Source organism: Jiella endophytica (assembly GCF_004519335.1).
Lineage (GTDB): Bacteria > Pseudomonadota > Alphaproteobacteria > Rhizobiales > Rhizobiaceae > Jiella > Jiella endophytica.
In genome coordinates, this window is the sequence record NZ_SOZD01000001.1 from 217,935 (window position 1) to 240,109 (window position 22,175).

21 protein-coding genes are annotated in these 22,175 nt (G+C 65.1%); 10 read left to right on the plus strand and 11 right to left on the minus strand.

All coding sequences use genetic code 11. The annotated features are described in order from the left end of the window. Positions 1 to 2: 2 nt before the first annotated feature. The 4 genes from E3C22_RS01110 to E3C22_RS01125 are packed head-to-tail and all read right to left on the minus strand — an operon-like array spanning position 3 to position 3,210. Positions 3 to 686 (minus strand): LutC/YkgG family protein, encoded by a 684-nt coding sequence (locus E3C22_RS01110; RefSeq protein ID WP_134759407.1) that lies wholly within the window; start codon positions 684 to 686, stop codon positions 3 to 5. Further along, entirely contained in the window at positions 683 to 2,128 is a 1,446-nt protein-coding gene (locus E3C22_RS01115; protein ID WP_134759409.1) for a LutB/LldF family L-lactate oxidation iron-sulfur protein, read from the minus strand. Before E3C22_RS01115 ends, E3C22_RS01110 begins: the two co-directional genes overlap by 4 nt. A 9-nt stretch (positions 2,129 to 2,137) precedes the next feature. Beyond that, positions 2,138 to 2,392, minus strand: a complete 255-nt coding sequence (locus E3C22_RS01120; protein WP_134759411.1) for a DUF29 domain-containing protein — start codon at positions 2,390 to 2,392, stop codon at positions 2,138 to 2,140. 17 nt (positions 2,393 to 2,409) lie between these two features. Then, a complete protein-coding gene (locus E3C22_RS01125; RefSeq protein ID WP_425364952.1) occupies positions 2,410 to 3,210 on the minus strand; it encodes a (Fe-S)-binding protein in 801 nt (266 codons plus the stop codon). A gap of 329 nt (positions 3,211 to 3,539) precedes the next feature. Here E3C22_RS01125 and E3C22_RS01130 point away from each other — a divergent pair, with 329 nt between their 5' ends. From E3C22_RS01130 to glcF, 7 genes are all read left to right on the plus strand, one after another. Then, entirely contained in the window at positions 3,540 to 4,841 is a 1,302-nt protein-coding gene (locus E3C22_RS01130) for a DUF3422 family protein (RefSeq protein ID WP_134759413.1), read from the plus strand. Between the two features lie 115 nt (positions 4,842 to 4,956). Next, positions 4,957 to 6,450 (plus strand): FAD-linked oxidase C-terminal domain-containing protein, encoded by a 1,494-nt coding sequence (locus E3C22_RS01135; RefSeq protein ID WP_134759415.1) that lies wholly within the window; start codon positions 4,957 to 4,959, stop codon positions 6,448 to 6,450. 15 nt (positions 6,451 to 6,465) lie between these two features. Continuing rightward, positions 6,466 to 7,071: a Uma2 family endonuclease gene (locus E3C22_RS01140; protein ID WP_134759417.1), complete on the plus strand. Its 606-nt coding sequence runs from the start codon at positions 6,466 to 6,468 to the stop codon at positions 7,069 to 7,071. A gap of 14 nt (positions 7,072 to 7,085) precedes the next feature. Beyond that, entirely contained in the window at positions 7,086 to 8,309 is a 1,224-nt protein-coding gene (gene glcE, locus E3C22_RS01145; protein ID WP_206026879.1) for a glycolate oxidase subunit GlcE, read from the plus strand. 32 nt (positions 8,310 to 8,341) lie between these two features. Next, positions 8,342 to 8,554, plus strand: coding sequence for a DUF433 domain-containing protein (locus E3C22_RS01150; protein ID WP_134759421.1), 213 nt, complete (start codon positions 8,342 to 8,344; stop codon positions 8,552 to 8,554). Further along, complete coding sequence (locus E3C22_RS01155) at positions 8,551 to 8,901, plus strand: DUF5615 family PIN-like protein (RefSeq protein WP_167591587.1); 351 nt, start codon at positions 8,551 to 8,553, stop codon at positions 8,899 to 8,901. The genes E3C22_RS01150 and E3C22_RS01155 overlap by 4 nt, the downstream gene beginning before the upstream one ends. A gap of 19 nt (positions 8,902 to 8,920) precedes the next feature. Then, on the plus strand, positions 8,921 to 10,222 hold the full coding sequence (glcF, locus tag E3C22_RS01160; protein WP_134759425.1) for a glycolate oxidase subunit GlcF: 1,302 nt from the start codon (positions 8,921 to 8,923) through the stop codon (positions 10,220 to 10,222). 16 nt (positions 10,223 to 10,238) lie between these two features. On the opposite strand, the gene E3C22_RS01165 is transcribed toward glcF, so the two are convergent. Continuing rightward, positions 10,239 to 11,267: a DNA topoisomerase IB gene (locus E3C22_RS01165; protein ID WP_134759427.1), complete on the minus strand. Its 1,029-nt coding sequence runs from the start codon at positions 11,265 to 11,267 to the stop codon at positions 10,239 to 10,241. A 182-nt stretch (positions 11,268 to 11,449) separates the two neighbouring features. Between E3C22_RS01165 and E3C22_RS01170 the strand changes: the two genes are divergently transcribed. Then, complete coding sequence (locus E3C22_RS01170; protein WP_134759429.1) at positions 11,450 to 11,668, plus strand: hypervirulence associated TUDOR domain-containing protein; 219 nt, start codon at positions 11,450 to 11,452, stop codon at positions 11,666 to 11,668. 54 nt (positions 11,669 to 11,722) lie between these two features. Here E3C22_RS01170 and E3C22_RS01175 read toward each other — a convergent pair whose 3' ends face one another. Continuing rightward, positions 11,723 to 12,229, minus strand: coding sequence for a YqaA family protein (locus E3C22_RS01175; RefSeq protein ID WP_245514698.1), 507 nt, complete (start codon positions 12,227 to 12,229; stop codon positions 11,723 to 11,725). Positions 12,230 to 12,398: 169 nt separating this feature from the next. Between E3C22_RS01175 and chrA the strand changes: the two genes are divergently transcribed. Then, complete coding sequence (gene chrA, locus E3C22_RS01180; protein WP_245514699.1) at positions 12,399 to 13,802, plus strand: chromate efflux transporter; 1,404 nt, start codon at positions 12,399 to 12,401, stop codon at positions 13,800 to 13,802. A 5-nt stretch (positions 13,803 to 13,807) separates the two neighbouring features. Here chrA and E3C22_RS01185 read toward each other — a convergent pair whose 3' ends face one another. Further along, a complete protein-coding gene (locus tag E3C22_RS01185) occupies positions 13,808 to 15,379 on the minus strand; it encodes a DUF2125 domain-containing protein (RefSeq protein WP_134759433.1) in 1,572 nt (523 codons plus the stop codon). Between the two features lie 148 nt (positions 15,380 to 15,527). After that, on the minus strand, positions 15,528 to 17,315 hold the full coding sequence (locus E3C22_RS01190) for a hypothetical protein (RefSeq protein WP_134759435.1): 1,788 nt from the start codon (positions 17,313 to 17,315) through the stop codon (positions 15,528 to 15,530). 352 nt (positions 17,316 to 17,667) lie between these two features. On the opposite strand from E3C22_RS01190, the gene E3C22_RS01195 reads away from it, so the two are divergent. Next, the gene (locus E3C22_RS01195; RefSeq protein ID WP_245514700.1) at positions 17,668 to 18,495 is read left to right on the plus strand and encodes a DUF1194 domain-containing protein; all 828 of its coding nucleotides are present in this window, start codon (positions 17,668 to 17,670) and stop codon (positions 18,493 to 18,495) included. 111 nt (positions 18,496 to 18,606) lie between these two features. Here E3C22_RS01195 and E3C22_RS01200 read toward each other — a convergent pair whose 3' ends face one another. The 3 genes from E3C22_RS01200 to E3C22_RS01210 form a co-directional block, all read right to left on the minus strand. Continuing rightward, entirely contained in the window at positions 18,607 to 19,548 is a 942-nt protein-coding gene (locus E3C22_RS01200; protein WP_245514776.1) for a GlxA family transcriptional regulator, read from the minus strand. A 290-nt stretch (positions 19,549 to 19,838) separates the two neighbouring features. After that, positions 19,839 to 21,488 carry a vWA domain-containing protein gene (locus E3C22_RS01205; protein WP_134759441.1) on the minus strand — a complete coding sequence of 550 codons (1,650 nt, stop codon included), beginning with the start codon at positions 21,486 to 21,488 and terminating at the stop codon, positions 19,839 to 19,841. 250 nt (positions 21,489 to 21,738) lie between these two features. Beyond that, positions 21,739 to 22,113, minus strand: a complete 375-nt coding sequence (locus E3C22_RS01210) for a hypothetical protein (protein WP_245514701.1) — start codon at positions 22,111 to 22,113, stop codon at positions 21,739 to 21,741. Positions 22,114 to 22,175 lie beyond the last annotated feature (62 nt).

Below are 22,175 nucleotides of genomic sequence, written 5' to 3' on the forward strand. Positions count from 1 at the left end.
GGTCAGGCGTCTCCCACCACCAGGATGTGCAGGCTCCGCGGACCGTGGGCGCCGAGCAGCAGCGTCTGCTCGATATCTGCCGAGCGGGACGGGCCGGTGATGAAGTTCACCGACCGGGGCATCACGCCCTTCCCCTGGCGCTGCCTCAGCCGCGCGAGCACGGCCTCCATGTCGCCGGTGACGTCTGCCGCATCGAGGACGACGATGTGATATTCCGGCAGGAAGTTGAGGCTGGTCGGATTGTCCGGGCCGGAGCTCAGGACCAGCGTGCCTGTTTCGGCAATGCCGCCGTCGGCATGGGACAGGCTCGAGAGGTCGTCGCCGTCGCTCGGTCCTTGGGTCACCGACAGCGACGTCTGTGAGAAATCCAACCCTGAAAGCCGCGGATCGCCGCCCGTGCGGATCGTCGCGGGAAGGTTGCGCTCGCGCAGATAGGCGGCGACTTCCTCGGGGATCTCGGCCGTGCTTTTGAGCCGGGCGACGGTCGCGTCCGCCTTGGTCGCCATCTGGATGAACAGCGCCAGCCGTTCGGCCGGCGGCAACTGCCCGCGTTCCGGGATCACTCCGGCCGGCGCCGCGCCGAGGCGGTCTTCGACGACACGCCTGCGCGCCTCCTCGTTGGCCGGTGTGGCGCCGACGGCGCGGCGGATCCGACCCATCACGGCGTCGCGCGTCGACCCGCTCATTTCGAGGCTCCCCGGCCGCTCGACCGTGCGTGGCCGCTCTGTGCATAGGCCTGCATGAAGGTGCGGCCTTCCGGCGCCGGCAAATCCCGCCATTTGGTCCAGCCGCCGGCGAGCGGCAGCGAACGGAAGCGGCGCTTGCTGCCAGCCATCAGCTTCAGTGCCGGCATGGCGAAGGACACCGCTGCCCTGTAGAGAGTCGGCCGCCGGGCGAAGAATGCCCAGAGGCCGAGCCCGGCGCGGGCGGTGGTCGGTTGCAGGTGGCTCTCGAATTCCTTTTCCCGCCAGTGCCGCATCATCTTCGGCAAAGGGATGCGCATCGGGCAGACGCTCTCGCAGCGGCCGCAGAAGGTCGAGGCGTTCGGCAGGTGGCCGGCCTTGTCGACGCCGATGAGGGAGGGTGTCAGGACGGCGCCCATCGGGCCGGGATAGACCCAGCCATAGGAGTGGCCGCCCACCGCGTGATAGACCGGGCAGTGGTTCATGCAGGCGCCGCAGCGGATGCAGCGAAGCATGTCCTCGAACTCGGTGCCGAGCATGTTGGAGCGGCCGTTGTCGAGGAGGATGACGTGATATTCCTCCGGCCCGTCCTGGTCCTCGGCGCGACGGGGACCGGTCGAGAGCGTCGTATAGACGCTCATCTCCTGACCGGTGGCCGAGCGGGCGAGGACGCGCAGGATTTGCGCCGTGTCCTCCAGCGTCGGCACGATCTTTTCCAGCGAGGCCAGCACCACATGGCACTTGCCGAGGAGCTGGGTGAGGTCGCCGTTGCCTTCATTTGTGACGATGACCGAGGTGCCGGTCTCGGCGATCAGGAAGTTCGCGCCGGTGACACCGATGTCGGCCTCGCCGTATTTCCGACGGAGGATCTCACGCGCTTCGGACAGCAGCGTCTCGGGTTTCACCAGATCCCGTTTCGGGTCGAGATCGACGTGGAACTTGCGGAAATCCGCCTCGACCTGGTCGCGGTTGATGTGGACCGCGGGTGCGATGATGTGGCTGGGGTGCTCGCCCCGCAGCTGGATGATGTATTCACCGAGATCGGTCTCGACCGGGGTGATGCCGTTTTCTTCAAGGAATGCATTGAGGCCGATCTCCTCGGAGATCATCGTCTTGCCCTTGGTGACGGTCTTCGCCTTCCGGCGCTTTGCGATGTCCAGGAAGATCCGCCTCGCATGGTCGGCATCCTCGGCGAAATGAACTTTGCCGCCGGAAGCCTCGACCTTTTCGACATAGGCGTCGATGTAGAGATCGAGATGCTTCAGCGTGTGCTGCTTGATCGCCATGGCACTGTCGCGCAGCGCCTCGAATTCGGGCAGCGCGTCGGCGGCCTTCTGGCGCTTGCCGATGAAGCCCTTCTCGACATGCTTCAGCGCCCGCTGGAGTTCGACGTCGGCTAGCGCCTTGACGGTGTTCGCCTTGAAGGTCTGTGAGGTGATCTGCATCAAATTCGCCTATTCGGGCAGGTAGTCGCGGTCGCGAAGCTGGTCGACGGTATAGGGGCAGGTTTCCGGGAAGGTCGAGAGGGGGAGCTCGGTCTCGTCAGCGGCATCAACCCGCGCCGCACGGTATGCTTCGTCGACGAGGCCCTGGGGTCGCGCTGCGAGTGACGGATTTTTCGCCTCGTCAATCTGCAGCGTGCCGCGTTCCCGGTTGATCGTGCTCCGCCACGATCGTGATCGCCGGTCCGGCTGACGCTGCCATTCCATCTCACCGCCTGGTCTCGTCAAAGCTTGCCTCCGATCGGCGGGGTGTCGGTCATTCCGGCCAGGACCTCGGCGACGTGCCGCACCTCGACGCCGATCTGTTCGCGCTTCAGCTTGCCGTCCATGTTCATCAGGCAGCCGAGATCGCCGGCGAGCAGCAGGTCCGCCCCCGTCGAGGCGATGTGCTTGGTCTTCTTGCCGACGATGGCGTTCGATACGTCCGGGTATTTGACGCAGAATGTGCCGCCGAAGCCGCAGCAGACGTCGGCCTCTGGCAGCTCTTTCAGGGTCAGCCCCGTAACGCTTTGCAACAGGCGGCGCGGCTGATCGCGCACGCCGAGTTCGCGCAGGCCCGAACAGGAATCGTGATATGTCACGGTCACCGGTAGCGCCGCATCGACCGCCGCAACGCCCCTGACATCGGCGAGGAAGCTGACGAGTTCGAACACCTTTGCGGAAAACGCCGTCGCCCGTTTTGACCACTCGGCATCGTCGGCGAAGAGTTCGGGATAGTGTTTCCTGAGGGTCGATCCGCAGGATCCCGACGGTGCGACGACATAGTCGAAACCCTCGAAGGTCTCGATGACCTGCCGCGCGATCGCCTTGGTGTCTTCGCGATCGCCGGAATTGTAGGCCGGCTGGCCGCAGCAGGTCTGGCTCTGTGGCACGACGACGCGGCAGCCGGCGTCCTCCAGGAGCTTGATGGCCGCGAAACCGACGCTTGGCCGGAAGAGATCGACGAGACAGGTGACGAAAAGGGCGACGGTCGGAACTTCGGGAACGGTGGTGCCGGCAGGATCGCCAGTCGTCACGCCATTGATGGTCAAGGCACTGAAACTCCACTGAAGCAAAGGCCGGCCCGCATCTTGTGACGCCAGCCGCGATCGATCGACTCATCTAGGAGTCTGGGCGCCTTTTGGAACGATCGCAAATTGCCGTTTTCTCGCCTACCGTCATCCTGTAGCTAGGGGTCCCGCATTTGCCATGCGATTCCGCTCCGGTCGTCGATAGCGGGACGGGGGGCAGGGCCGCCCGGGCAGGCAGAGCGAAAGCGTCTCGCCGCTTGCGACGACGGCTCGGGAGCATGGCTACGGCGGAGCTAGGGAGGGAAGGAAACCGATCATGAGGCCAGTCTCGTGAAAGTGCCGTCATGACGGCCATCAGCTTCGCTCAGCAGGCGGTCGAGCGTTTCGAGCAGGATCCGCGCCGTGCGCTGGTGCTCGGCGAACTCCACGCCCGCCCGTTTCCTTTGATCGAGCTGCCGAAGACGCTCATCGTTCTTGCCTTCATGAATACCGACCACGGTGCGCGGGATCATCAGATCCTTTCCGAGATGTCGGTACGCCGGGGCGTGCCGCCACCGGCCAAGGATGCCCGCACCCATTCCTTCGCCTTCGGCAAGGGCCGGCTGCGCTGGGAGCGCCACACCGAATTCTGCACCTATAGCTGGGAAGGGCCGGTGCCCGAGCGCTTCGGCGATCCGGTCGCCGGCCACCCGTTCGGCGCCGATTTCGATCCGCCGGGACCGTTCATTGCCGGTGTGCATCTGGAGATGCGGCCGAACGACGATGCCGGGCAGGCGGCGCTGGAGATCTTTGACAAGTCGAGCTTCTGCCTGTCTGTGATGGAGAGCGGTCTTGCCCATGCCGCGACGGATTTTCGCCAGGACGGCGACGGGCTGACGCGCATCCTCGTCCTCGATGACGGTCTTCCGCCGCCGCGCGCCGGCGCGCTCGCCATGCGCCTCGTCGAGATCGAGATCTACCGCACGCTGGCGCTGCTCGGCCTGCCGCTCGCCCATTCCATCGGGCCCGAGGTGCAGGCGCTGGAAGGGCGGCTGATGCGCATCACCGAGGAGATGAAGGGCGGGCCCGGCCATTCGCGCGAACTCCTGCAGGAGATCACCCTCGCGGCGGCGGAGGTCGAAGCCTCTGCTGCCGCGGTGCTCTACCGCTTCGGCGCGAGCCGGGCCTATGACGAAATCGTCAGGGAGCGGCTTTCGGCTGTGGGGGAGCAGCCGATTGCCGGGCAGGAGAGCTGGAGCGCCTTCTTGAAGCGCCGGATGGCGCCGGCGATGCGCACCTGCCGGGCGATCGAGGAGCGTCAGGCGAACCTGTCCGAAAAGCTCGCCCGGGCCGCCAACCTCCTTCGCACGCGGATCGACGTCGAACTGGAGCACCAGAACCGCGACCTGTTGTCCTCGATGAACCGGCGCGCACAGCTGCAGTTGCGCCTCCAGCAGACCGTCGAGGGGCTATCCGTCGCCGCGATCGGCTACTATGTCGTCGGCCTCTTCGGCTATGTCGCCAAGGGGCTGGAGCACGAAGGGTTTCCGGTGTCCTCGACGCTGATGACGGCACTCTTCGTGCCGTTTGCGCTGCTCTTCGTCTGGATGGTGGTGGAGCGCATCCGGCGACATCACGTCGGCTCTGCGAAGGATGTCGACCACTGAGGGGCGCCTTCTGCAGAGGCCGCGGCGTGACCGGCAAGGTCGCGGTTCGCACATGCCTTTGGTGGACGGCGGCAGCCTCTCTGCATAAGTTGGGATGAAGATTGGGAGATCGCCGATGTCCGTGATGATGCCGAAGCCGTCCGAGGCGATCCTCGCCCGTCGCCGGGCGATCGTCGAGGCCTTGCGCGCCATCGTGCCCGGCGAGGGCGTCGTCGATGCCGCCAACGAGATGGCGGTGTTCGAATCGGATGGGCTCACCGCCTATCGCCAGCTGCCTCTCGTCGTCGTTCTTCCCGAGACCGTCGGTCAGGTTTCGGCGGTGCTGAAATATTGCCATCGCGAGGAAATCCCGGTGGTGCCGCGGGGCTCCGGCACCTCGCTTTCGGGTGGCGCTCTGCCGCTCGAAGACGGTGTTCTGCTCGTCCTCTCGAAGTTCAACCGCGTCCTTGAGATCGACATCGACAATCGTTGCGCGGTCGTCCAGCCGGGCGTCACCAATCTCGGCATCACCCATGCCGTTGCCGACCGCGGCTTCTATTACGCGCCGGATCCCTCGTCGCAGATCGCCTGCTCGATCGGCGGCAATGTCGCGGAGAATTCCGGCGGCGTGCACTGCCTGAAATATGGTCTGACCGCCAACAACGTCCTCGGAATCGAGTTCGTCACCATCGAGGGCGAGGTCGTCCGTCTCGGTGGCAAGCATCTCGACGCCGAGGGCTACGACCTTCTCGGGCTGATGACCGGCTCCGAAGGACTTCTCGGCGTCGTCACCGAGGTCACCGTGCGCATTTTGCAGAGGCCGGAGACGGCGCGGGCCGTGCTGATCGGCTTTCCGACCTCGGAGGAGGCCGGCGAGTGCGTCGCCGCGATCATCGCCAAGGGGATCATTCCGGGCGGCATGGAGATGATGGACCGGCCGGCGATCCGGGCTGCTGAGGATTTTGTCCATGCCGGCTATCCGACCGACGTCGAGGCACTCTTGATCGTCGAGCTCGACGGGCCGGCGGCCGAGGTCGACCATCTCCTCGCCGAGGTCGAGGCGATCAGCAACACCAATGGCGCCGTCACCTGCCGGGTATCGCAGTCGGAGGAGGAGCGCGCCGCCTTCTGGGCCGGACGCAAGGCGGCATTTCCGGCGGTCGGGCGCATCTCGCCGGACTATTACTGCATGGACGGCACGATCCCGCGCAAGGAACTGCCGAAGGTGCTGGCAGGCATGAAGGCGATGTCGGAAAAATACGGTCTGCGCGTCGCCAATGTCTTCCATGCCGGCGACGGCAATCTTCACCCGTTGATCCTCTACGACGCCAACAACGAGGGGGAACTGCACCGGGCGGAGGAATTCGGCAACGACATCCTGCGGCTCTGCGTCGAGGTCGGCGGGGTGCTGACCGGCGAGCACGGCGTCGGCGTCGAGAAGCGCGATCTGATGCCGGAAATGTTCGGCGATGACGACATGAAGCATCAGCAGCGGGTGAAATGCGCCTTCGACGACAAGCACCTTCTCAATCCGGGCAAGGTCTTCCCCGAACTGCATCGCTGCGCCGAACTCGGCCGGATGCATGTGCACAAGGGACAGGTCGCCTTTCCCGACCTGCCGAGATTCTAGGACGAGGATCGAGCAATGAGCGCGATCGAAACATGGCCGTCGATCAAGGATGCCCGTCCGATGGACGAGGCAGGCTTTCTCAAATTCCTGGAGGCGCGTTCGGAGGACGAACGTTGGGAGCTGATCGATGGTGAGCCCGTCATGATGATGCTTCCTCCGAGCCTGAAGCATCAGCGGATCGCGTCCAATCTGGAGCGATTGCTGAACGACCAGTTCGACAAGAGCAGACCGGAATTCGACGCTATGCGGGAAATCGGCCTGGCAGTGGAAGCGCATCCAGACTTTCGGCCGCAGGCCGATGTGGCTGTGGTCGATCGTGAGCCGAACGGCGTCTACTTCGCCGAGCGCTTCTATCTCGCCGCCGAGGTTCTGTCGGACTCCAACACGTCCGAGTTCATCAGCATCAAGCGCGCCCGCTACTCGGACCACCCCGATTGTCTCCACGTCCTGATCATCTCCCAGTCGGATTTCGGCGTGGAGATCTGGTCGCGATCGAGTGGTTGGCAGGGGCGCGTCTTGCGATCTGCCGACGATCGCATCGATCTGCCGGAATTCGGCTTCTCCTGTGCTGTCGGAGATCTCTATGAGCGCACCGACCTGATGCGGCGTCACCCAAGATGAGTGCTACGCATCGAATGCCTAATGAGGCGCTCACGCGAATCATCGAGCCGCAGAGCGAGGACGACATTCGCGACATCCTCGCCGCTGCGGTTTCGGCCGAGGAGCCGCTGGCGATCGAGGGAACGGGCTCCAAGCGCGGCCTCGGCCGGCCGGTCCAGGCCGCGCGGACGCTGTCGCTTCGAAAGATGAGCGGCGTGACCCTCTACGAACCGGAGGAGCTCGTCCTTTCCGCCAGGGCCGGCACGCCGATCGCCGAGATCGAGGCGCTCGTCGCGGCGAGCCGTCAACGGCTTGAGTTCGAGCCGATGGATTATGGCCCGCTGCATGGCCTCGAAGCGGGGCAGGGGACGCTTGGCGGGGTGATCGCCTGCAACCTGTCCGGCCCGCGACGGCTGAAGCAGGGGGCGGCACGCGACCACATCCTCGGCGTCAGGGCGGTGTCCGGGCGCGGCGAGATCTTCAAGTCCGGCGGCCGCGTCGTGAAGAACGTCACCGGTTACGACCTGTCCAAGGGCCTGACCGGCTCATATGGCACTCTGGCGGTGATGAGCGAGATCACCATCAAGGTTCTGCCGAAATGCGAGACCGAGACGACGCTGGTCTTGCGCGGCCTGTCAGACGCGGAGGCGGCCGGCGCGATGGCGGCCTCCATGGGCTCGTCGGCCGAGGTCTCGGGCGCCGCGCATCTGCCGGCCTATGTCGCTTCCCGCGTCGTTGACGGCGAACTCGGCGAGGCCGCGGCGACGCTGATCCGCATCGACGGTTTCGGGCCCTCGGTCGAGGCGCGTGCCGCCCATCTCGGCAAGGCGCTCGAAAAGGTCGGCAAGCTGGAACGTCTCGAACGGGACGCTTCCGAGCGGCTCTGGCGGGATGTGCGCGACGCGAAACCATTCGTCGACGGGACCGAAAAACCCGTATGGCGGCTGTCCGTCGCGCCGGCGAAGGGCCACGAGATCGTCATGAGCCTTCGCATGCAGGCGGCGATCGACGCGTTCTATGATTGGCAGGGCGGTCTGGTCTGGCTTCGCATGGAGAATGGGGAGCCGGAGGCAGATCTCCTGCGGGAAACCATCGCGCGGTTCGGGGGCGGCCACGGCACGCTGGTGCGGGCACCTGAAACGGCACGGGCCGTCTCCGCGGTGTTCCAGCCCCAGCCGGCACCCCTGGCGGCACTGTCGCGGCGTCTGAAGGAGCAGTTCGATCCGAAAGGCGTGCTGAATCCAGGACGCATGGGGTAGTGTCTCGGGCTCAGTTCAGAGGACGTAGGGCCATGCGCGAAAGCGACATTTTCGAAAGCGTTCCCGGGATCGTCAGTGGCGCGCTGGTCTTCAAGGATACGCGTATCCCCGTCGATGTCTTGTTCGAGAACCTCGCCGGAGGATCGTCGCTCGACGAAATTCTCGAGGATTTTCCCACGATCGGTCGAGAACGGGCGGAAGCCGCAATACGGTTGGCCGCGTCACGCCTTCGCGCGGCTGCATGAGGAAAATCCTTCTCGACGAAAATATGCCGCGGCGATTGTCGCGATTGATCAACGAAGCTGGTGGCGATGCCACACCGTTTCCGAATGATTGGAAGCGACCGCCGGATGCTGAGATGTTGGATTTCGCCGAGAAGCAGGGCTTCGATCTGATACTGACCGCGGACAAAAACATGCCGTTCCAGCAAACGTTGGGACATCGAAAACTCTGCGTCGTCGTGATGCTGACATCAGACCGAAAGTCCGCCGATAGGCAGGCATCGCAAATCGTCGGTTGTCTTGAGGCGTTTGTCGATGGGCGATTTATGGTCCTCGACTCCGAGGGCCATCTCAACTTCCATCCCGCGTGAGTCACGAAAGTTCCGCCGCATGCAAACCGCCTTCACCGCCGACCAGCTTGAACAACCGGATGTCGCGCATTCCGAAAAGATCCTGCGCAAATGCGTCCATTGCGGCTTCTGCACCGCAACCTGCCCGACCTATGTCACCCTCGGCAACGAGCTCGATTCGCCGCGCGGGCGGATCTATCTGATCAAGGAGATGCTGGAGGACGACCGCCCGGCCGACGAGAGGGTGGTGACCCATATCGACCGCTGCCTGTCCTGCCTCTCCTGCATCACCACCTGCCCGGCGGATGTGAACTACATGCATCTGGTCGATCACGCCCGGGCGCATATCGAGCGCACCTACAAGCGCCCGTTCGCCGACCGGATGATCCGCAGGATCCTTGCCATGACGCTGCCCTATCCGGGGCGGTTCCGGGCAAGCCTGACCCTGGCGCGGCTCGGGCGACCCTTCGCCGCGGTGCTTGACGGGATCAAGCCGCTCAAGCCGCTGGCCGCGATGCTGAAGCTCGCGCCGGCCAGCCTGCCTGCCGCGTCCGATGCCAATCGCCCGGCGGTCCGTCCCGCCGAGGGACCGCGGAAAAAACGCGTCGCGCTCCTGACGGGATGCGCCCAATCGGTTCTCGACCCGAAGATCAACGAGGCGACGATCCGCCTGCTCACCCGGCTCGGCGTCGAGGTCGTGGTGCCGGAAGGCGAGGGGTGCTGCGGCGCGCTGGTCCATCACATGGGGCAGGAGGAACCGGCGCTCGATTTTGCCCGCCGCAACGTCGATGTCTGGATGCGGGAGATCGAGGCCGGCGGGCTCGACGCGATCGTCATCACCGCGTCGGGCTGCGGGACGACGATCAAGGACTATCACCACATGCTGCGGCTGGACCCCGCTTATGCCGAAAAGGCAGCAAAGGTTTCGGGCCTCGCCAAGGACGTCACGGAACTGCTCACCGATCTGGAGCTGCCGGCGCCGCGCGCCGTCGGCCCGATCGTCGTCGCCTATCACTCCGCCTGTTCGATGCAGCACGGCCAGCGCGTCATCCGCCAGCCGAAGGCGCTGCTCTCGCGCGCCGGCTTTGCCGTCCGCGACGTTCCCGAGGGGCATCTCTGCTGCGGCTCTGCCGGCACCTACAATATTTTGCAGCCGGAGATCGCCGGGCGCCTCAGGGATCGCAAGGTCAAGAACATCGAGAGCGTCATGCCGCAGGTGATCGCCACCGGCAATATCGGCTGCATGACCCAGATCGGCAGCGGAACCCAGATTCCCGTGGTCCACACGGTCGAGCTGCTCGACTGGGCGTTCGGCGGGGACAAGCCGGCAGCGCTTGCCTAGACGCCGGCTCGATCGCTTACCGCGCCACCTCTTCCAGAAAACGCATCAGGCCGGTTTCCGGGGCCGTCAGGCGCTCGCGGCGCCGGCCGCGCAGAAGATCCGGGGGCAAGACGCCGGCCTCGTACGCTTCGACGATCGCCGGATGGACATAAGACGAGCGCGCCACCGCAGGCGTGTTGCGCAGCCTTGCGGCGACTGAGCGCATCGCTGCGGCAACGGCGCGCTTGCGCTTGTTCGGGGTGTTCGCGTCGCCGGCCTCTTCGATCAGGAAGCGCAGCGCCTCTGCCGAACCGTGAAAGGTGCGAAAATCCTTCGCCGATATGCGGGCACCCGAGGCCTCTGCCAGATAGTCGTTGAGGAGGTTGGCGGTCAGCTCCCGCTGCTTCTTGGTCTTGCCGGGAAAGCGGAACAGCCGCTGCCCGCGACCCTGGCGCATCTTCTTCAGCGAGGTGACGAGCGGGCGTTCCAGGATCTCGATCCGGTGCTCCTTGTTCGACTTGCCGACGAATTTGAGCACTGCGACATCGCCCGAGATTTTGAGGTTCTTCCGGCGCAGCGAGGCGACGCCCCGGCCGCCGTCGGCGGCGTATTTCTCGTGGCCCGGCCGCATGGCGGCGACGTCGATGAGGCGCGTCGCGACCGCGGCCGTCATCCGCCGGTCGGCCTTGCGGCGACGCAGATCGCGCTCGATGGCCTCCCGAAGCGTCGGCAGTGCCTTGCCGAAGCGCATCAGCCTTTCGGTCTTCACGGCATTGCGCACGTTCACCCAGGCGTCGTGATAGCGATATTGCAGGCGACCCTTCTCGTCGCGGCCAACCGCCTGGATGTGGCCGTTCTCATAGACGCAGATCTTCACGCTCGACCAGGCGGGCGGGATCGCCAGCGCCTTGACCCGGCGCTTGAGTTGCTTGTCGTGGATCGTCTCGCCGGAGCAGAAGCAGATCTTGAAGCCCCGGCCGCATTTGTGCCGCTCGATCTCGAAGCTCCCGGGATCGACCATTTCGAGCCCGTAGCGCTCGGCATGCATGGCGAGTTCGTATTGCATCGTCAGTCCGTTGGCGACAGGTGACACTGATGGTTCGGTGGCGTGCTAACGTGGTTTTCAGCTTCGCCGTTCCGTCACCCGGCCGCGGCAATTTCGATTCCTGGATCAAACACTTGTCAGGGAACCCGCCGGCGAGTGCCGGGCTTGTGGCGTCGATCGCAACCAGCAGGAGGACACGCGCGATGACGAAATTCCGGAAGGGCCAGCATGTCGCCTGGTCGTGGGGCAATGGCGAGGGCACCGGACAGGTGAAGGACCACTTCAAGGAAAAGGTCACCCGCACCATCGACGGCGCCGAAGTGACCCGCAACGCCAGCGAGGACAATCCCGCCTATCTCATCGAGCAGGAGGACGGCGGAAAGGTGCTGAAGTCCGAGACCGAGCTGAAGAAGGCCGGCTGACACAGGCGAGCCTGGCGCGAGAGGCTTCCGCGACGAAGATCGATCGCGGTCGCCTCATATCCATGGCCAGCTCAGCGCGCCCGCAGCGACCACGAGGTAGCGGAACAGTTTTCCGACACCAACGAGGACGAGGAACGGGATGACGCCGACCCGCGCAATTCCGGCTACGACGGTCAGAGCATCACCGCCGATCGGCGCCCAGGCGAAAAGCAGGCTCCAGCTTCCATAGCGGTTGAATGTCTTTGAAAACCGGTCGATCCGATCCGACGGGACAGGGAACCACCGCCGATCCTTGAAGCCGATCAGGAACCGCCCAAGCATCCAGTTGACGAGCGAGCCGAGCGTATTGCCAAGCGTCGCCACGCCAATCAGCAGCCACGGGTCTGCCGTTCTCTCGATGAGCGTCACGGCGAGCAGCACCTCGGACGCCCCTGGCAGGATCGTCGCAGCAAGGAAGGCCGACCAGAAAAGCGCCGCCACGGCCAGAAAGTCATTCGTCATGGCAAGGCTGATAGCGAAGCGCGCGGCATTCGCGAAGGCCTCGACGCGATGATCTGCCATTCATCCGGCTTGCCCGTCACATAGCCGACATGGCTTGATGGCTTCGTTGCCCGTAGAATTCGCGGTTGGGCGGAAGCGAGGCGGTCTTGATCTGGATCGGTTTGCTCACCCTGCCTGCAACGCGCGTCGGGGATGCGGCACCAGAGGGTGCCGGCAAAGGGTGGGACAGGTGACAAAGTTCGAGGCACCGTCCACGCCGCAGGGTGTTGCTGATCCCCTGGTCGTGCCCTTTGGCGAGGCGACGAAGGCCTTCGCCCGCATCGCCTGCCTGTCCTTCGGCGGACCGGCCGGGCAGATCGCCGTGATGCACCGCATCCTCGTCGAAGAGAAGCGCTGGATCGGCGAGGAGCGGTTTCTCCATGCCTTGAACTTCTGCATGCTTCTGCCGGGGCCGGAAGCCCAGCAGCTCGCGACCTATTGCGGCTGGCTGCTCAACCGGACGCTCGGTGGCCTCGTCGCCGGGTTGCTCTTCGTCGCGCCGGGGTTTCTGGCGATCCTTGCTCTCAGCATCGTCTATGCCACCTATGGCGAGATCGGCATTGTCACTGCGCTGTTTTTCGGGCTGAAGACGGCGGTACTCGCCATCGTCATTCAGGCGGTGATCCGCATCGGCGGTCGTGCGCTGAAAAATCGCTTCATGATTGCCATCGCCGCTTTCGCCTTCGTGGCGATCTTCGTCGTCGGCGTACCGTTTCCGCTGATCATCGCGTTGGCCGCTGTGACCGGCTTCCTCGGCCAGAGGAGCGGCCATCCAGCCTTTTCGGAACACGATGGCGGTAAGGCGGGCGGCGCAGACCAGGCGGAGGAGGGGCTTTCCGATCGTTTGGCGACGGGCGCTGAAACCTCGGCGGCCCGTCGCTCTGCACTGATCGCAGCGATAATCTGTCTCGCCCTATGGATGCTGCCGACGGCGGCGATCCTGCTCGCGCTCGGTCCGGAGAGTGTCTTCTCGCAGATCGCCCTGTTCTTCTCGAAGATGGCGGTCGTCACCTTCGGCGGCGCCTATGCCGTCCTCGCCTATGTCGCACAGGAGGCCGTCGGCACTTATGGCTGGCTGCGGCCGGGCGAAATGCTCGATGGCCTCGGCCTTGCCGAGACGACGCCGGGACCGCTGATCATGGTCACCCAGTTCGTCGGTTTCCTCGCCGCCTATCGTCAGGCCGGGGCGCTCGATCCGCTGGTCGCCGGGGTGGTGGGAGCGTGTCTGACCACCTTCGTCACCTTCGCCCCCTGTTTTCTCTGGATCTTCGCCGGGGCGCCCTTCATCGAGGGCCTCCGGCAGAACCGCGCGCTCTCGGCGGCGCTGTCGGCCATCACCGCCGCCGTCGTCGGCGTGATCCTCAATCTCGCCGTCTGGTTCGCGCTGCACATCCTGTTTTCGCGGGTGAGGACGATCGAAGGCCTCGGCCTTTCGCTGGACCTGCCGGACCCGGCAAGCCTCGACCCGATCGCGCTCGCGCTGTTCGTCTTCGCGGCGGTGGCGATCTTCGTCTTGCGGCTCGGCATGCTGGCGACGCTCGCCGCCTCTGCGGTGGGGAGCGCCGGTCTCTTCGCCCTCGGCTTCCTGCCGTAGCGTCCTCAGAGCGGCTGACTGCCTGTTTCGCCACCCGGCATGGTCTCGCCGCCAGGAGCGGGCGCGGGGATCGCGTCGGGCGCAGCCTCCGGCGCCACGGTCGGCGCATCGGGACCCTTGATCGTCACGCCGTTGATCTTCACCGAGCCATCGGCGGCGGTCTCGATCAGCCACTCGGTCCTGCCGTCGGAGAGCTGCTTGCCGAAGCCCTTGGCCATCGATCCGAAGGCGAAGCCCTGCAGGGCATTCTGATCCTTCGCGCCAGCGTCCTGCAGCGACTTCAGCGCCTTGTCGAGACCGGTCGCGACGATGTCGAAACGTGTCTCCGGCTTGTCGCTCTCGAAGGTCATCGAACCATCGACCTTGAGATCGTAGTCCCGCGCCGCAAGCCTGACATTTTCGAACTTCAGCGTCGGCCGGTGCTGCTCGAAGCTTGCGAGGATCTCCTGCGAAGCGGCGTCCGAGACCGGCTTATCGGCCGAGAGATCGAGATTGGCGAGGAGGATGCGCAGCGGCGTGTCGAGATCGACGCCCGCCCCGACCGCGTCCATCGTGAGATCGGTCGGCACCAGCGGTCTCGCCCATTCGGGGATCTGCGGAAAATCGAAGCTCATGCCGCCGAGTTCGAGGCTGTAGCGATAGGTGCCGTCGGTGACGATCCCGTCGCCGGTCAGGCCGATCACGAAGCGGCCGATCTCGGAGGTGCCGTAGGCCGTCTTCACCTTGATGCCGTCGATGCCGGTCTTGCCGCCAATCCCGCTCCAGAGCGGCATCGCCTCGCCGAGGCGCTGCTTCAGCTCCGCCTGCGCGGCCCGGATCTTGTCCTTGTCGGCATTGCGCAGGAGGAAGGCGAAGAGATCTGCGATCTGGCGCGACCGGAAGTCCGAGGCCGTCATCGCCACCGTGTAGGTTCCCGCCGAGATCTCCACCTCGACAAGCTTGTCGGGCTGCGCGGGATCGGCGGCGATGCGCAATGTCTCGGTGAAGCTCCTGGCTTCCTGGTCGCTCTTGTATTCGACGTTGCCGTCCGGATTGGGCGTGGCGGTCGCCTTGATGGTCTGGGGCCCGAGGGTCGCGGAAACGTTGCCGGTCCCCTGGTTCTGCTCGACGGTGACCTCGTCGATCGAGCCCCCGATGTCGAGGAAGGCGCGATATTCCGACGCGTAGACGCCGGACATCGTCACACCGTTGATCGCATAATCGACATGAGTCTGCTGGCCGGCGACGACGGCGTCGTAGGAGACCGCGATGGCGCCACTGGCATCGACCTGCCAGTTGCCGTCGTCGCGCTGGCTGACGACCCAGGAATAGGGGGTCAGGTTGGCCTTGACGCTGCTGCCGTCCGGCAACTCGCTGGTGAAGCTGCCATTGGCTCCGAGGGTGATCCGGTAGCCCTGCGGGTCGGGTTCAATGGTCGCAAAGCCGCTGTCGAAGGGAAGCGTGCCAAGATAGTCCTTCAGGGCCGCCCTCAGCGTCGCGGCGCCGAGCGCGGTTCCGGCCTTGTCGCCGTCTGCGGCGAAGGCGGCGGTGGAAGTGAGGAGAAGGGCGGCAGCGGCAAGGGCGGGGCGAAGGCGCATCTCGGTCTCGTTCCGAACTTGAGTTTTTGGCGTCAGGCAGCATGAGTGGAAGGCTCAGACTCTGGCTGAAGCTTTGCCGACAAACTGTGTCTGCGGAAAGACAAGCGGGGGGAATGATTCCCCGCCGCGCCCGGGTTGTGCTCGCTTGTCAGGGCTTCGCTGCCAGCGACGGGCGAAGCGGGCCTGCCGCTGCGGACTTCGTGCCGAGCTTTGCCGCGACGTCCGGCGCGACATAGGCCTCCCAGCACGGGGAGAGCGTGATCTTCGTCAGTGCCTCGAGTGCCGGCGCGTAGAGATCGCGCAGCTTCTCGTTGGCATCGGTGATCGGGCAGCGTGGATAGAGGACGAGATCCGTCGCCTCGACCGATGACAGGATGGCAGCGTCCGGATCCGGCACGGCGCGGAACGGATCTGCGCCGATGGCGATGCCTTTCGGCGCCTCGCGGCCGAGCAGCCAGGGAAACGGATTGGTGAAGTTGAGGCTCATGATCGTGCCGAACCTGACGTCATGCTCTGCCTCGAAGGCATTGATCGCGCCGACCGCCTCGTCCACCGCCATCAGCCAGGCGAGCTGGAAGTCGGGCTCGTTGTAGAGCGTGAAGTTCGGCAGTTCCCCGGCCGTCGCGATAGCCTCGTAGGTCTCGGGATGCGCCGCGAAGATTCCCTTCATCACCTCGGCATGGTGCATGATCTCGGAGCGCTGGCTGACGAGGCCGAGCTGGCCGAGATGGTCCCCGGCGAGCCGCTCGTATTTGATCTGTCCGACGAAGGCGCGGGCGGCGCGCGCCGTCACCTCGGTGAGATAGGGAAGCGAAGCCGCCGCAATGAGGACGGCGAGAAGGCCGAGCCGCGTACCGGCGATGCGACCACGCCGATCCCAGGCCATCAGGAGCACCGGCCAGACGAAGATGAAGCCCTGGCCGCCGGTGTTCTGGGTCTCGACGAACAGCGCCGCGAATGTCGCCGCGGCGATCCAGACCAGTGGCCGGTCCACAAGCGCTGCGAGGGACGATGCGCCGGGCGAGCGAAACAGCGCCTTCGCCTTGTCCACCATGTCGCGACCGTCGAGGACGAGAAGCAGGAGCATCAGCAGCGCCAGAGGCCCGAAGACGGTGAAGTGGATCGAGGCCGCCTGCAGGAAACGGGGCAGCAGGCTCTCTTCGTTCAGCGCCAGAAGCGCGGCGATGTCGCCGAGATAGGCAGAGACGACGCCGAGCCAGAGCTCGAGCCCGGCAAGGACGAGGAGAAAGCCGAGCGCCGCGGCGAGCGACAGCCGCAGGTCGATCCGGCGCGCAAGAAGCGCCACGACGCAGAGAAGGCCGCCAGCGAAGAAGCCGGTCACCTTGATCAGGAACAGCGCCAGCATCGTCGTGACGATGACCGCCAGCATGATCCGCCGCGACCTTGCGAAGACCAGAGCCGCGACGAGGACGTAGAGGATCTCGGTGATCTGCCGGTTGTAGATGCCGAAACCGTCGACGCTCGGATAGGAGTAATATTCGGTGACGTTGATCGGCAGGATCTGGAACACCAGGAACGGCAGCAAGAGGGCGAGCGCCAGAGCGCGCGAGCGCCTGTCGACGTCGTGGGCAACGAGGGCGATCAGCGGGCCGGTGACGATGAGCAGCGACCACTGCACAAGAAGCAGCGGCTGGGCGCTCGGAAAAAGCCGCTCGCAGAGCGCAAAGAGCCAGTAGCCAAGGGGGCCGACCGGGGTAAAGAAGTCGAGGCCCGGCACCTGGCCGGAAAAGATCCGGTTCGCCGCGTCGAAATAGATGAAGAGGTCCCAGTAGAAGGCCCCGATCGGGACCGTCAGCGGCGTCATCAGCAGGCAGGCGAGCACCGCGCAGACCGCCGGCACGATGACCAGAGGCGAGGCGAGGGGGCGGAGAAGTCTGAGGCTGCCGGGTCGGCTTGCCGTCGGAGCGAGCGTCACGGGTCGACTGTTCCCATTGCGAGATTTCGCCGCATCATGCCGCAACGGCATTAAGAAAGACTGATGATCGCCTCGGCAATTCCGAGCATCTGAGCGTCTTTTGCGCGGCGATTGGTCGCTCGGGCAGGCGGCCGGAAAGGGTTGTTTTGACGTTTATGTGAATTGCGCGTCTTCACCTTCGGCGTAGCGTATTGCAATGCAAAAGCGGCGTTGCAACCAGACGATTTCCGAAAATCGTGGGGCGGCCCTGACAGCGGGGCGCAGCTTGCCGCGCGCCAGCGCCGTAAGGCGGGCGATGCCCCACCGAACTCTCGCAGCCCTGCTGGCCGCCGCTTTCTGCGCAATTTTTGCCATGCCGCTTCAGGGCCAGGCCTTCGAGCGCGGGCTTTCCGATTTCGGTGCCGCCGGCAAGCGGCAGCCGGACGGTGCGCCGGTCGACGTCGAGCTGGTTCTCGCCGTGGACGTGTCCTGGTCTATGGACCGCAGCGAGCAGGAGATCCAGCGCGACGGCTATGCAGCGGCCTTCCGCGATCCGAAGGTCCAGGAAGCGATCATGGAGGGCGTTAACGGCCGGGTCGCGGTCACCTATGTCGAGTGGGCAGGGACCGTGTCGCAGACCGTCGTCGTCCCCTGGACGCTGATCGATTCCAAGGAAAGCGCCGACGCCTTCGCCTATCGCCTCGCCACCGAACTACCGGACCGCGAGCGCCGCACCTCGATCTCGGCGGCCATCGACGCGATCGTTCCGATGTTCACCGGCAACGGCTTCGAGGGTCTGCGGCGGGTGATCGACATTTCCGGCGACGGGCCGAACAATCAGGGCCGCATGGTCACCATGGCGCGCGATGCGGCGGTCGCTTCCGGTATCACCATCAACGGCCTGCCGCTGATGACCTCCGACGGCGGCTACTCCTGGGGCTCGATCCCCGATCTCGATCGCTATTATTCCAACTGCGTCATCGGCGGCCCGCGTGCCTTTGTCATCCCGGTCAATGACTGGTCGCAGTTTCCGGAGGCGGTCCGGCGCAAGCTGATCCTGGAACTCGCCGGCGGCTGGCCCGTCGAGCAGCACCTGCCAGGGCCCGTGCTGCGGGCTCAGGAGCTGCCTTCGGCCGACTGTCTCGTCGGCGAGAACATGTGGATGGAGCGCCAGCAGCGCTGGATGGACGACTCGCGCTGAGTGTCCTGACCGAACGGTCCGGGCCGTCCCCAAGCAGCTCGTGGTTCACCCGCGCCGCCCGGATTCTTCAGGGTCCCTGCTTCGGACGAGACGTCCTGCCGGTGCGAGGAGTCAGGCGACGGAGGCGACCTTGTGGCGGCTCGCCCGCTCCTGCTGGGGCGAGCGGGTATAGAGCTCGCGGTAGCATTTGGCGAAATGCGAGGACGACACGAAGCCGCAGGCCATGGCGATCTCGACGATCGGCATCTGCGACTGGCGCAAAAGATGGCGGGCGCGGTCGAGCCGCATCTCCAGGTAATAGCGGGCCGGCGAGAGGCCCATTTCGCGCTCGAACAGCCGCTCCACCTGCCGGCGCGACAGCCCGACGTGATAGGCGATGCCGGCGAGCGACAGGGGATCGGAGAGATTGGCCTCCATGATCTCGATCGCCCGCACGACCTTGGCATGCTGGACGCCGAGCCGCGCCTTCTGCGGCAGTCGCTGGCGGTCGTGCGGTCCGCGCACCCGGTCGGTCAGCGCCTGCTCGCAGACCCGGTCGACGACGCCGTCGCCGAGATCCTCGCGGATCAGCGCCAGCATCATGTCGAGCGCCGCCGTGCCGCCGGCGCAGGTATAGATGTTGTGGTCGATCTCGAAGAGATCGGCATAGACGTCCGCCCGCGGAAAGGCTTCGGCGAAGCCCGGAAGGTTCTCCCAGTGGATCGCGCATCGCCGGCCGGAGAGCAGCCCGGCTTTGGCGAGGATCCAGGCGCCGGTGCAGAGGCCGCCGACCGAGATGCCGCGCTGATGCGCTTCGCGCAGATAGGAGAACAGCGGCTTGTCCTGAAATTCTTCGACGAAAACGCCAGAGCAGGCGAAGATCATCGACGGCCGCCCGCCGCCGATCAGTTCGCGTCGCTCGTCCTCGATGCTCGAGGCGACCGCGCAGGTCACCCCGTTGGACGCGGCGACCGGCCTGCCGTCGGCCGAGGTCAGGCGCCAGCGATAGGCTTCGCGTCCGATGATCCGGTTGGCGATCCGCAACGGCTCGATCGCATTGGCAAATGCGATCATCGAGAAGTTCGGAACCAGCAGGAAGACGATCGTCCTGCGCGGAGCGTCGGCGGCCGCACCCCAAGCGGTGGGCACCCTCCCGACGCCGGCTTCAACACCTTCATCCATCGAAGCGCTCACTACCGAATCCGTGACGTCCCGACCCATTGCGCCGTTTAACGGTGACGAAATTTCGTCAGACCCGCAATCCGACTTAGGCCGCAGACGATCCGGCGGTAATTGCGCCCGCCTGAAGTCGGACGCAAGAGGCGTGAGGCGGGATTTTCGCGCTTGGCGATGCCGCGAGCCGGTCAGCTGACGATGCGGATCCGCAAAACGCGTTCGGCGATCTCCTGGAAGGTCTTGGTCAGCTGGCTTGCGGAGGTGACCGAGAAATAGTGCGAAGTGTCCGTGGCGCAGTTCTTGAGCAGCGTCTCGTTCCCGTCGATCAGGCGGATGGTGTAGAGCTCGACATCCATCGCCTTGGCGTTGGTGCAGGCGAGCGAGGTTCGCGCATCGATCTGCGAAGACTGGCTCGAGCCGTTCCAGCGGTTCTGGGTGTTGTTGCCGTCGGTGAGGACGATCATCACCTTCTGGGTGCGCGCATCCGTGTTGGCGCCGGCGAGGGGGTAGGTGGGGGTGAAGGCCTCCATCCCCCATTGCACGCCGATGGTGATGTTGGTGTTGCCCGAGGGCTGCATGGCGTCGACCTTGGTCTTCAGTGTCGCAAGATCGGTCGTCAGCGGATAGGCCGCCAGCAGCGTGTTCCTGGCGCAATTCGCCTTGGGATAGAGGGTTGCCGCGATGCTCGACTGCGGCGCATCCTTCTGGACGTCGTAGGGCTGGGTGCGGTCGATGACGCAGCCCGACCAGGTTTCCGTGCCCGTCAGGATCAGGTCGTTGTTGGCGGTCGTCGTGTCGTTGTCCTTGGTGGCGACGGGTGTCGACGTATTGCTCTGGACCGTGACCGAATAGATCGTCGTCGAATTGCCGAAGGTCGAACACCAGATCAGCACGCAGGAGGCGCTGGTACGCTCGACCTGAAAAGTCGTGCCGCTCTTTGAAGCCTTGTACTGGTAAAAGCTGCAGCTGTACCTGTAGCAGTTGTATGCCACGTAGTTCGTGGTACCGAGCTTGAAGCCATCCGCTGTCGGCGAGCAAGCCGAGCGATCGACACTGTTGGCGTTGGAATTGAGGGCGCTGCAGTTCACCACCGGATCGGTCACCGTCTGGGCCAGTTCGCAGGCAGCCCGATCGGCCGCGTCGGTGATGCTGCTGCAGTTGGTGGTCGTCGCATACGGATTCGTCGGGGTGGTCGAATAGGTTCCCATCGTCGCGGCATCCAGCCGGACCTGGGTGTCGAAGGGCACGAGGGCTGCCTGGACCTTGGCGTCGCCTGCAACCGCGCCGGAGAACTGGCCGAGGAACAGCTTCACCGCCGCCTTGAGCTCGGTCATCCGGCTGTCGTTCTGCATCGAGCCGGAGGAATCGAGCACGAGGACGATGTCGAGCGGAATGTTCGAGCGGGCCGAGACCGCCTCGAGCGCGACATTGAGCGAGGCGACGTGGAACAGCGACAGGAACGGCGTGTCGACGTCGAAATCGACGTTGTACTTGTACTTGCCGTCGACGATGCTGAGATTGGTGGCCGAGACGTCGGCGTCGATGTCGTCGCTGATATTCGCCAGGAAATACATGTCGGCGAGGCGCTCGCGCTCGGCGGAATCGGTGCCGAGATATTTCGCCGCGACGATCACCGCGGTATCGGCGGCGGCCTGAGCGGCGGATTTGTAACGCCAGACATTGGAGAGGTCGACGCCGCCGCCGATGGCGAAAACCAGCGGGACGGCCGCGAGCCCGACCATCATGCCGAAATTGCCGCGCCGGTCCTTCATGAACCGGGCAATGCACCGGCCGGCCGAACCCATCGACCAGCGGGACCAGAAACGATTCCGTGCCATCACGTTATCCTCCGCCTGCCTTACGAAGGGCGGAAGTTTCCTGTGGTCACGTTAAGGTGCCGCTTGCAATTGCAGAAAATCTGGGGATGAGCGCGTTTGGCGAGCCGATTTCTCGGAGCAGGGTTAAGCACCGGTTACCGATTCGAGCCGATCCGGGCGATCGGCGGGGACTGCGGCAGATCGCAGTGCACCGTCGCCCATCGCATGGGCCATGCGGCGCTTCTCGCGCCTCCTGCAGGACGTCGGCGCTTTATCGCGACAGCCGCCGGTGGTTCGACCGCACCCGCTTCGAATAGGGCCGCAGCCCGGCGGTGAGCACGGCGTCCATCGGATTGCCGCTTTGGCGGCGCCCGCTCATCGAAGCGATCACCGCGTCGCCTGCGGCTTTCGCCATAGCCGTCTGCACCGCCATGACGGCTTCGCCGGTGGCCGCCATCTTCTCGCTCACCATGCGGACGGCCTCCGCCTTGTCCTTCGCCGTCGGCGCAGTCGCCATCGCCAGCCACAGCTGGCCGACCCGGCTGGCAATGACGAGGGGCGACAGCGTGGCGAGAGTGAAAAGTTCGGCGGTGCTCTTCGGGGCGGCGAGATCGGTTCCGAACGAGAAAGGCTGACGTTGATCCATGGCAGATATTCCTCGGTGGGTTCGGGGCAGGAACCCGAAACCCGCCGAAAGGTGGCAGTGCA

What these genes read in the sequence shown, in the direction of transcription:
- E3C22_RS01110 (WP_134759407.1), bottom strand. Translation starts at nt 686, where the DNA reads ATGAGCGGGTCGACGCGCGACGCCGTGATGGGTCGGATCCGCCGCGCC.
- E3C22_RS01115 (WP_134759409.1), bottom strand. Translation starts at nt 2,128, where the DNA reads ATGCAGATCACCTCACAGACCTTCAAGGCGAACACCGTCAAGGCGCTA.
- E3C22_RS01120 (WP_134759411.1), bottom strand. Translation starts at nt 2,392, where the DNA reads ATGGAATGGCAGCGTCAGCCGGACCGGCGATCACGATCGTGGCGGAGC.
- E3C22_RS01130 (WP_134759413.1), top strand. Translation starts at nt 3,540, where the DNA reads ATGACGGCCATCAGCTTCGCTCAGCAGGCGGTCGAGCGTTTCGAGCAG.
- E3C22_RS01135 (WP_134759415.1), top strand. Translation starts at nt 4,957, where the DNA reads ATGTCCGTGATGATGCCGAAGCCGTCCGAGGCGATCCTCGCCCGTCGC.
- E3C22_RS01140 (WP_134759417.1), top strand. Translation starts at nt 6,466, where the DNA reads ATGAGCGCGATCGAAACATGGCCGTCGATCAAGGATGCCCGTCCGATG.
- glcE (WP_206026879.1), top strand. Translation starts at nt 7,086, where the DNA reads ATGCCTAATGAGGCGCTCACGCGAATCATCGAGCCGCAGAGCGAGGAC.
- E3C22_RS01150 (WP_134759421.1), top strand. Translation starts at nt 8,342, where the DNA reads ATGCGCGAAAGCGACATTTTCGAAAGCGTTCCCGGGATCGTCAGTGGC.
- E3C22_RS01155 (WP_167591587.1), top strand. Translation starts at nt 8,551, where the DNA reads ATGAGGAAAATCCTTCTCGACGAAAATATGCCGCGGCGATTGTCGCGA.
- glcF (WP_134759425.1), top strand. Translation starts at nt 8,921, where the DNA reads ATGCAAACCGCCTTCACCGCCGACCAGCTTGAACAACCGGATGTCGCG.
- E3C22_RS01165 (WP_134759427.1), bottom strand. Translation starts at nt 11,267, where the DNA reads ATGCAATACGAACTCGCCATGCATGCCGAGCGCTACGGGCTCGAAATG.
- E3C22_RS01170 (WP_134759429.1), top strand. Translation starts at nt 11,450, where the DNA reads ATGACGAAATTCCGGAAGGGCCAGCATGTCGCCTGGTCGTGGGGCAAT.
- E3C22_RS01175 (WP_245514698.1), bottom strand. Translation starts at nt 12,229, where the DNA reads ATGGCAGATCATCGCGTCGAGGCCTTCGCGAATGCCGCGCGCTTCGCT.
- E3C22_RS01185 (WP_134759433.1), bottom strand. Translation starts at nt 15,379, where the DNA reads ATGCGCCTTCGCCCCGCCCTTGCCGCTGCCGCCCTTCTCCTCACTTCC.
- E3C22_RS01195 (WP_245514700.1), top strand. Translation starts at nt 17,668, where the DNA reads ATGCCGCTTCAGGGCCAGGCCTTCGAGCGCGGGCTTTCCGATTTCGGT.
- E3C22_RS01200 (WP_245514776.1), bottom strand. Translation starts at nt 19,548, where the DNA reads ATGATCGCATTTGCCAATGCGATCGAGCCGTTGCGGATCGCCAACCGG.
- E3C22_RS01205 (WP_134759441.1), bottom strand. Translation starts at nt 21,488, where the DNA reads ATGGCACGGAATCGTTTCTGGTCCCGCTGGTCGATGGGTTCGGCCGGC.
- E3C22_RS01210 (WP_245514701.1), bottom strand. Translation starts at nt 22,113, where the DNA reads ATGGATCAACGTCAGCCTTTCTCGTTCGGAACCGATCTCGCCGCCCCG.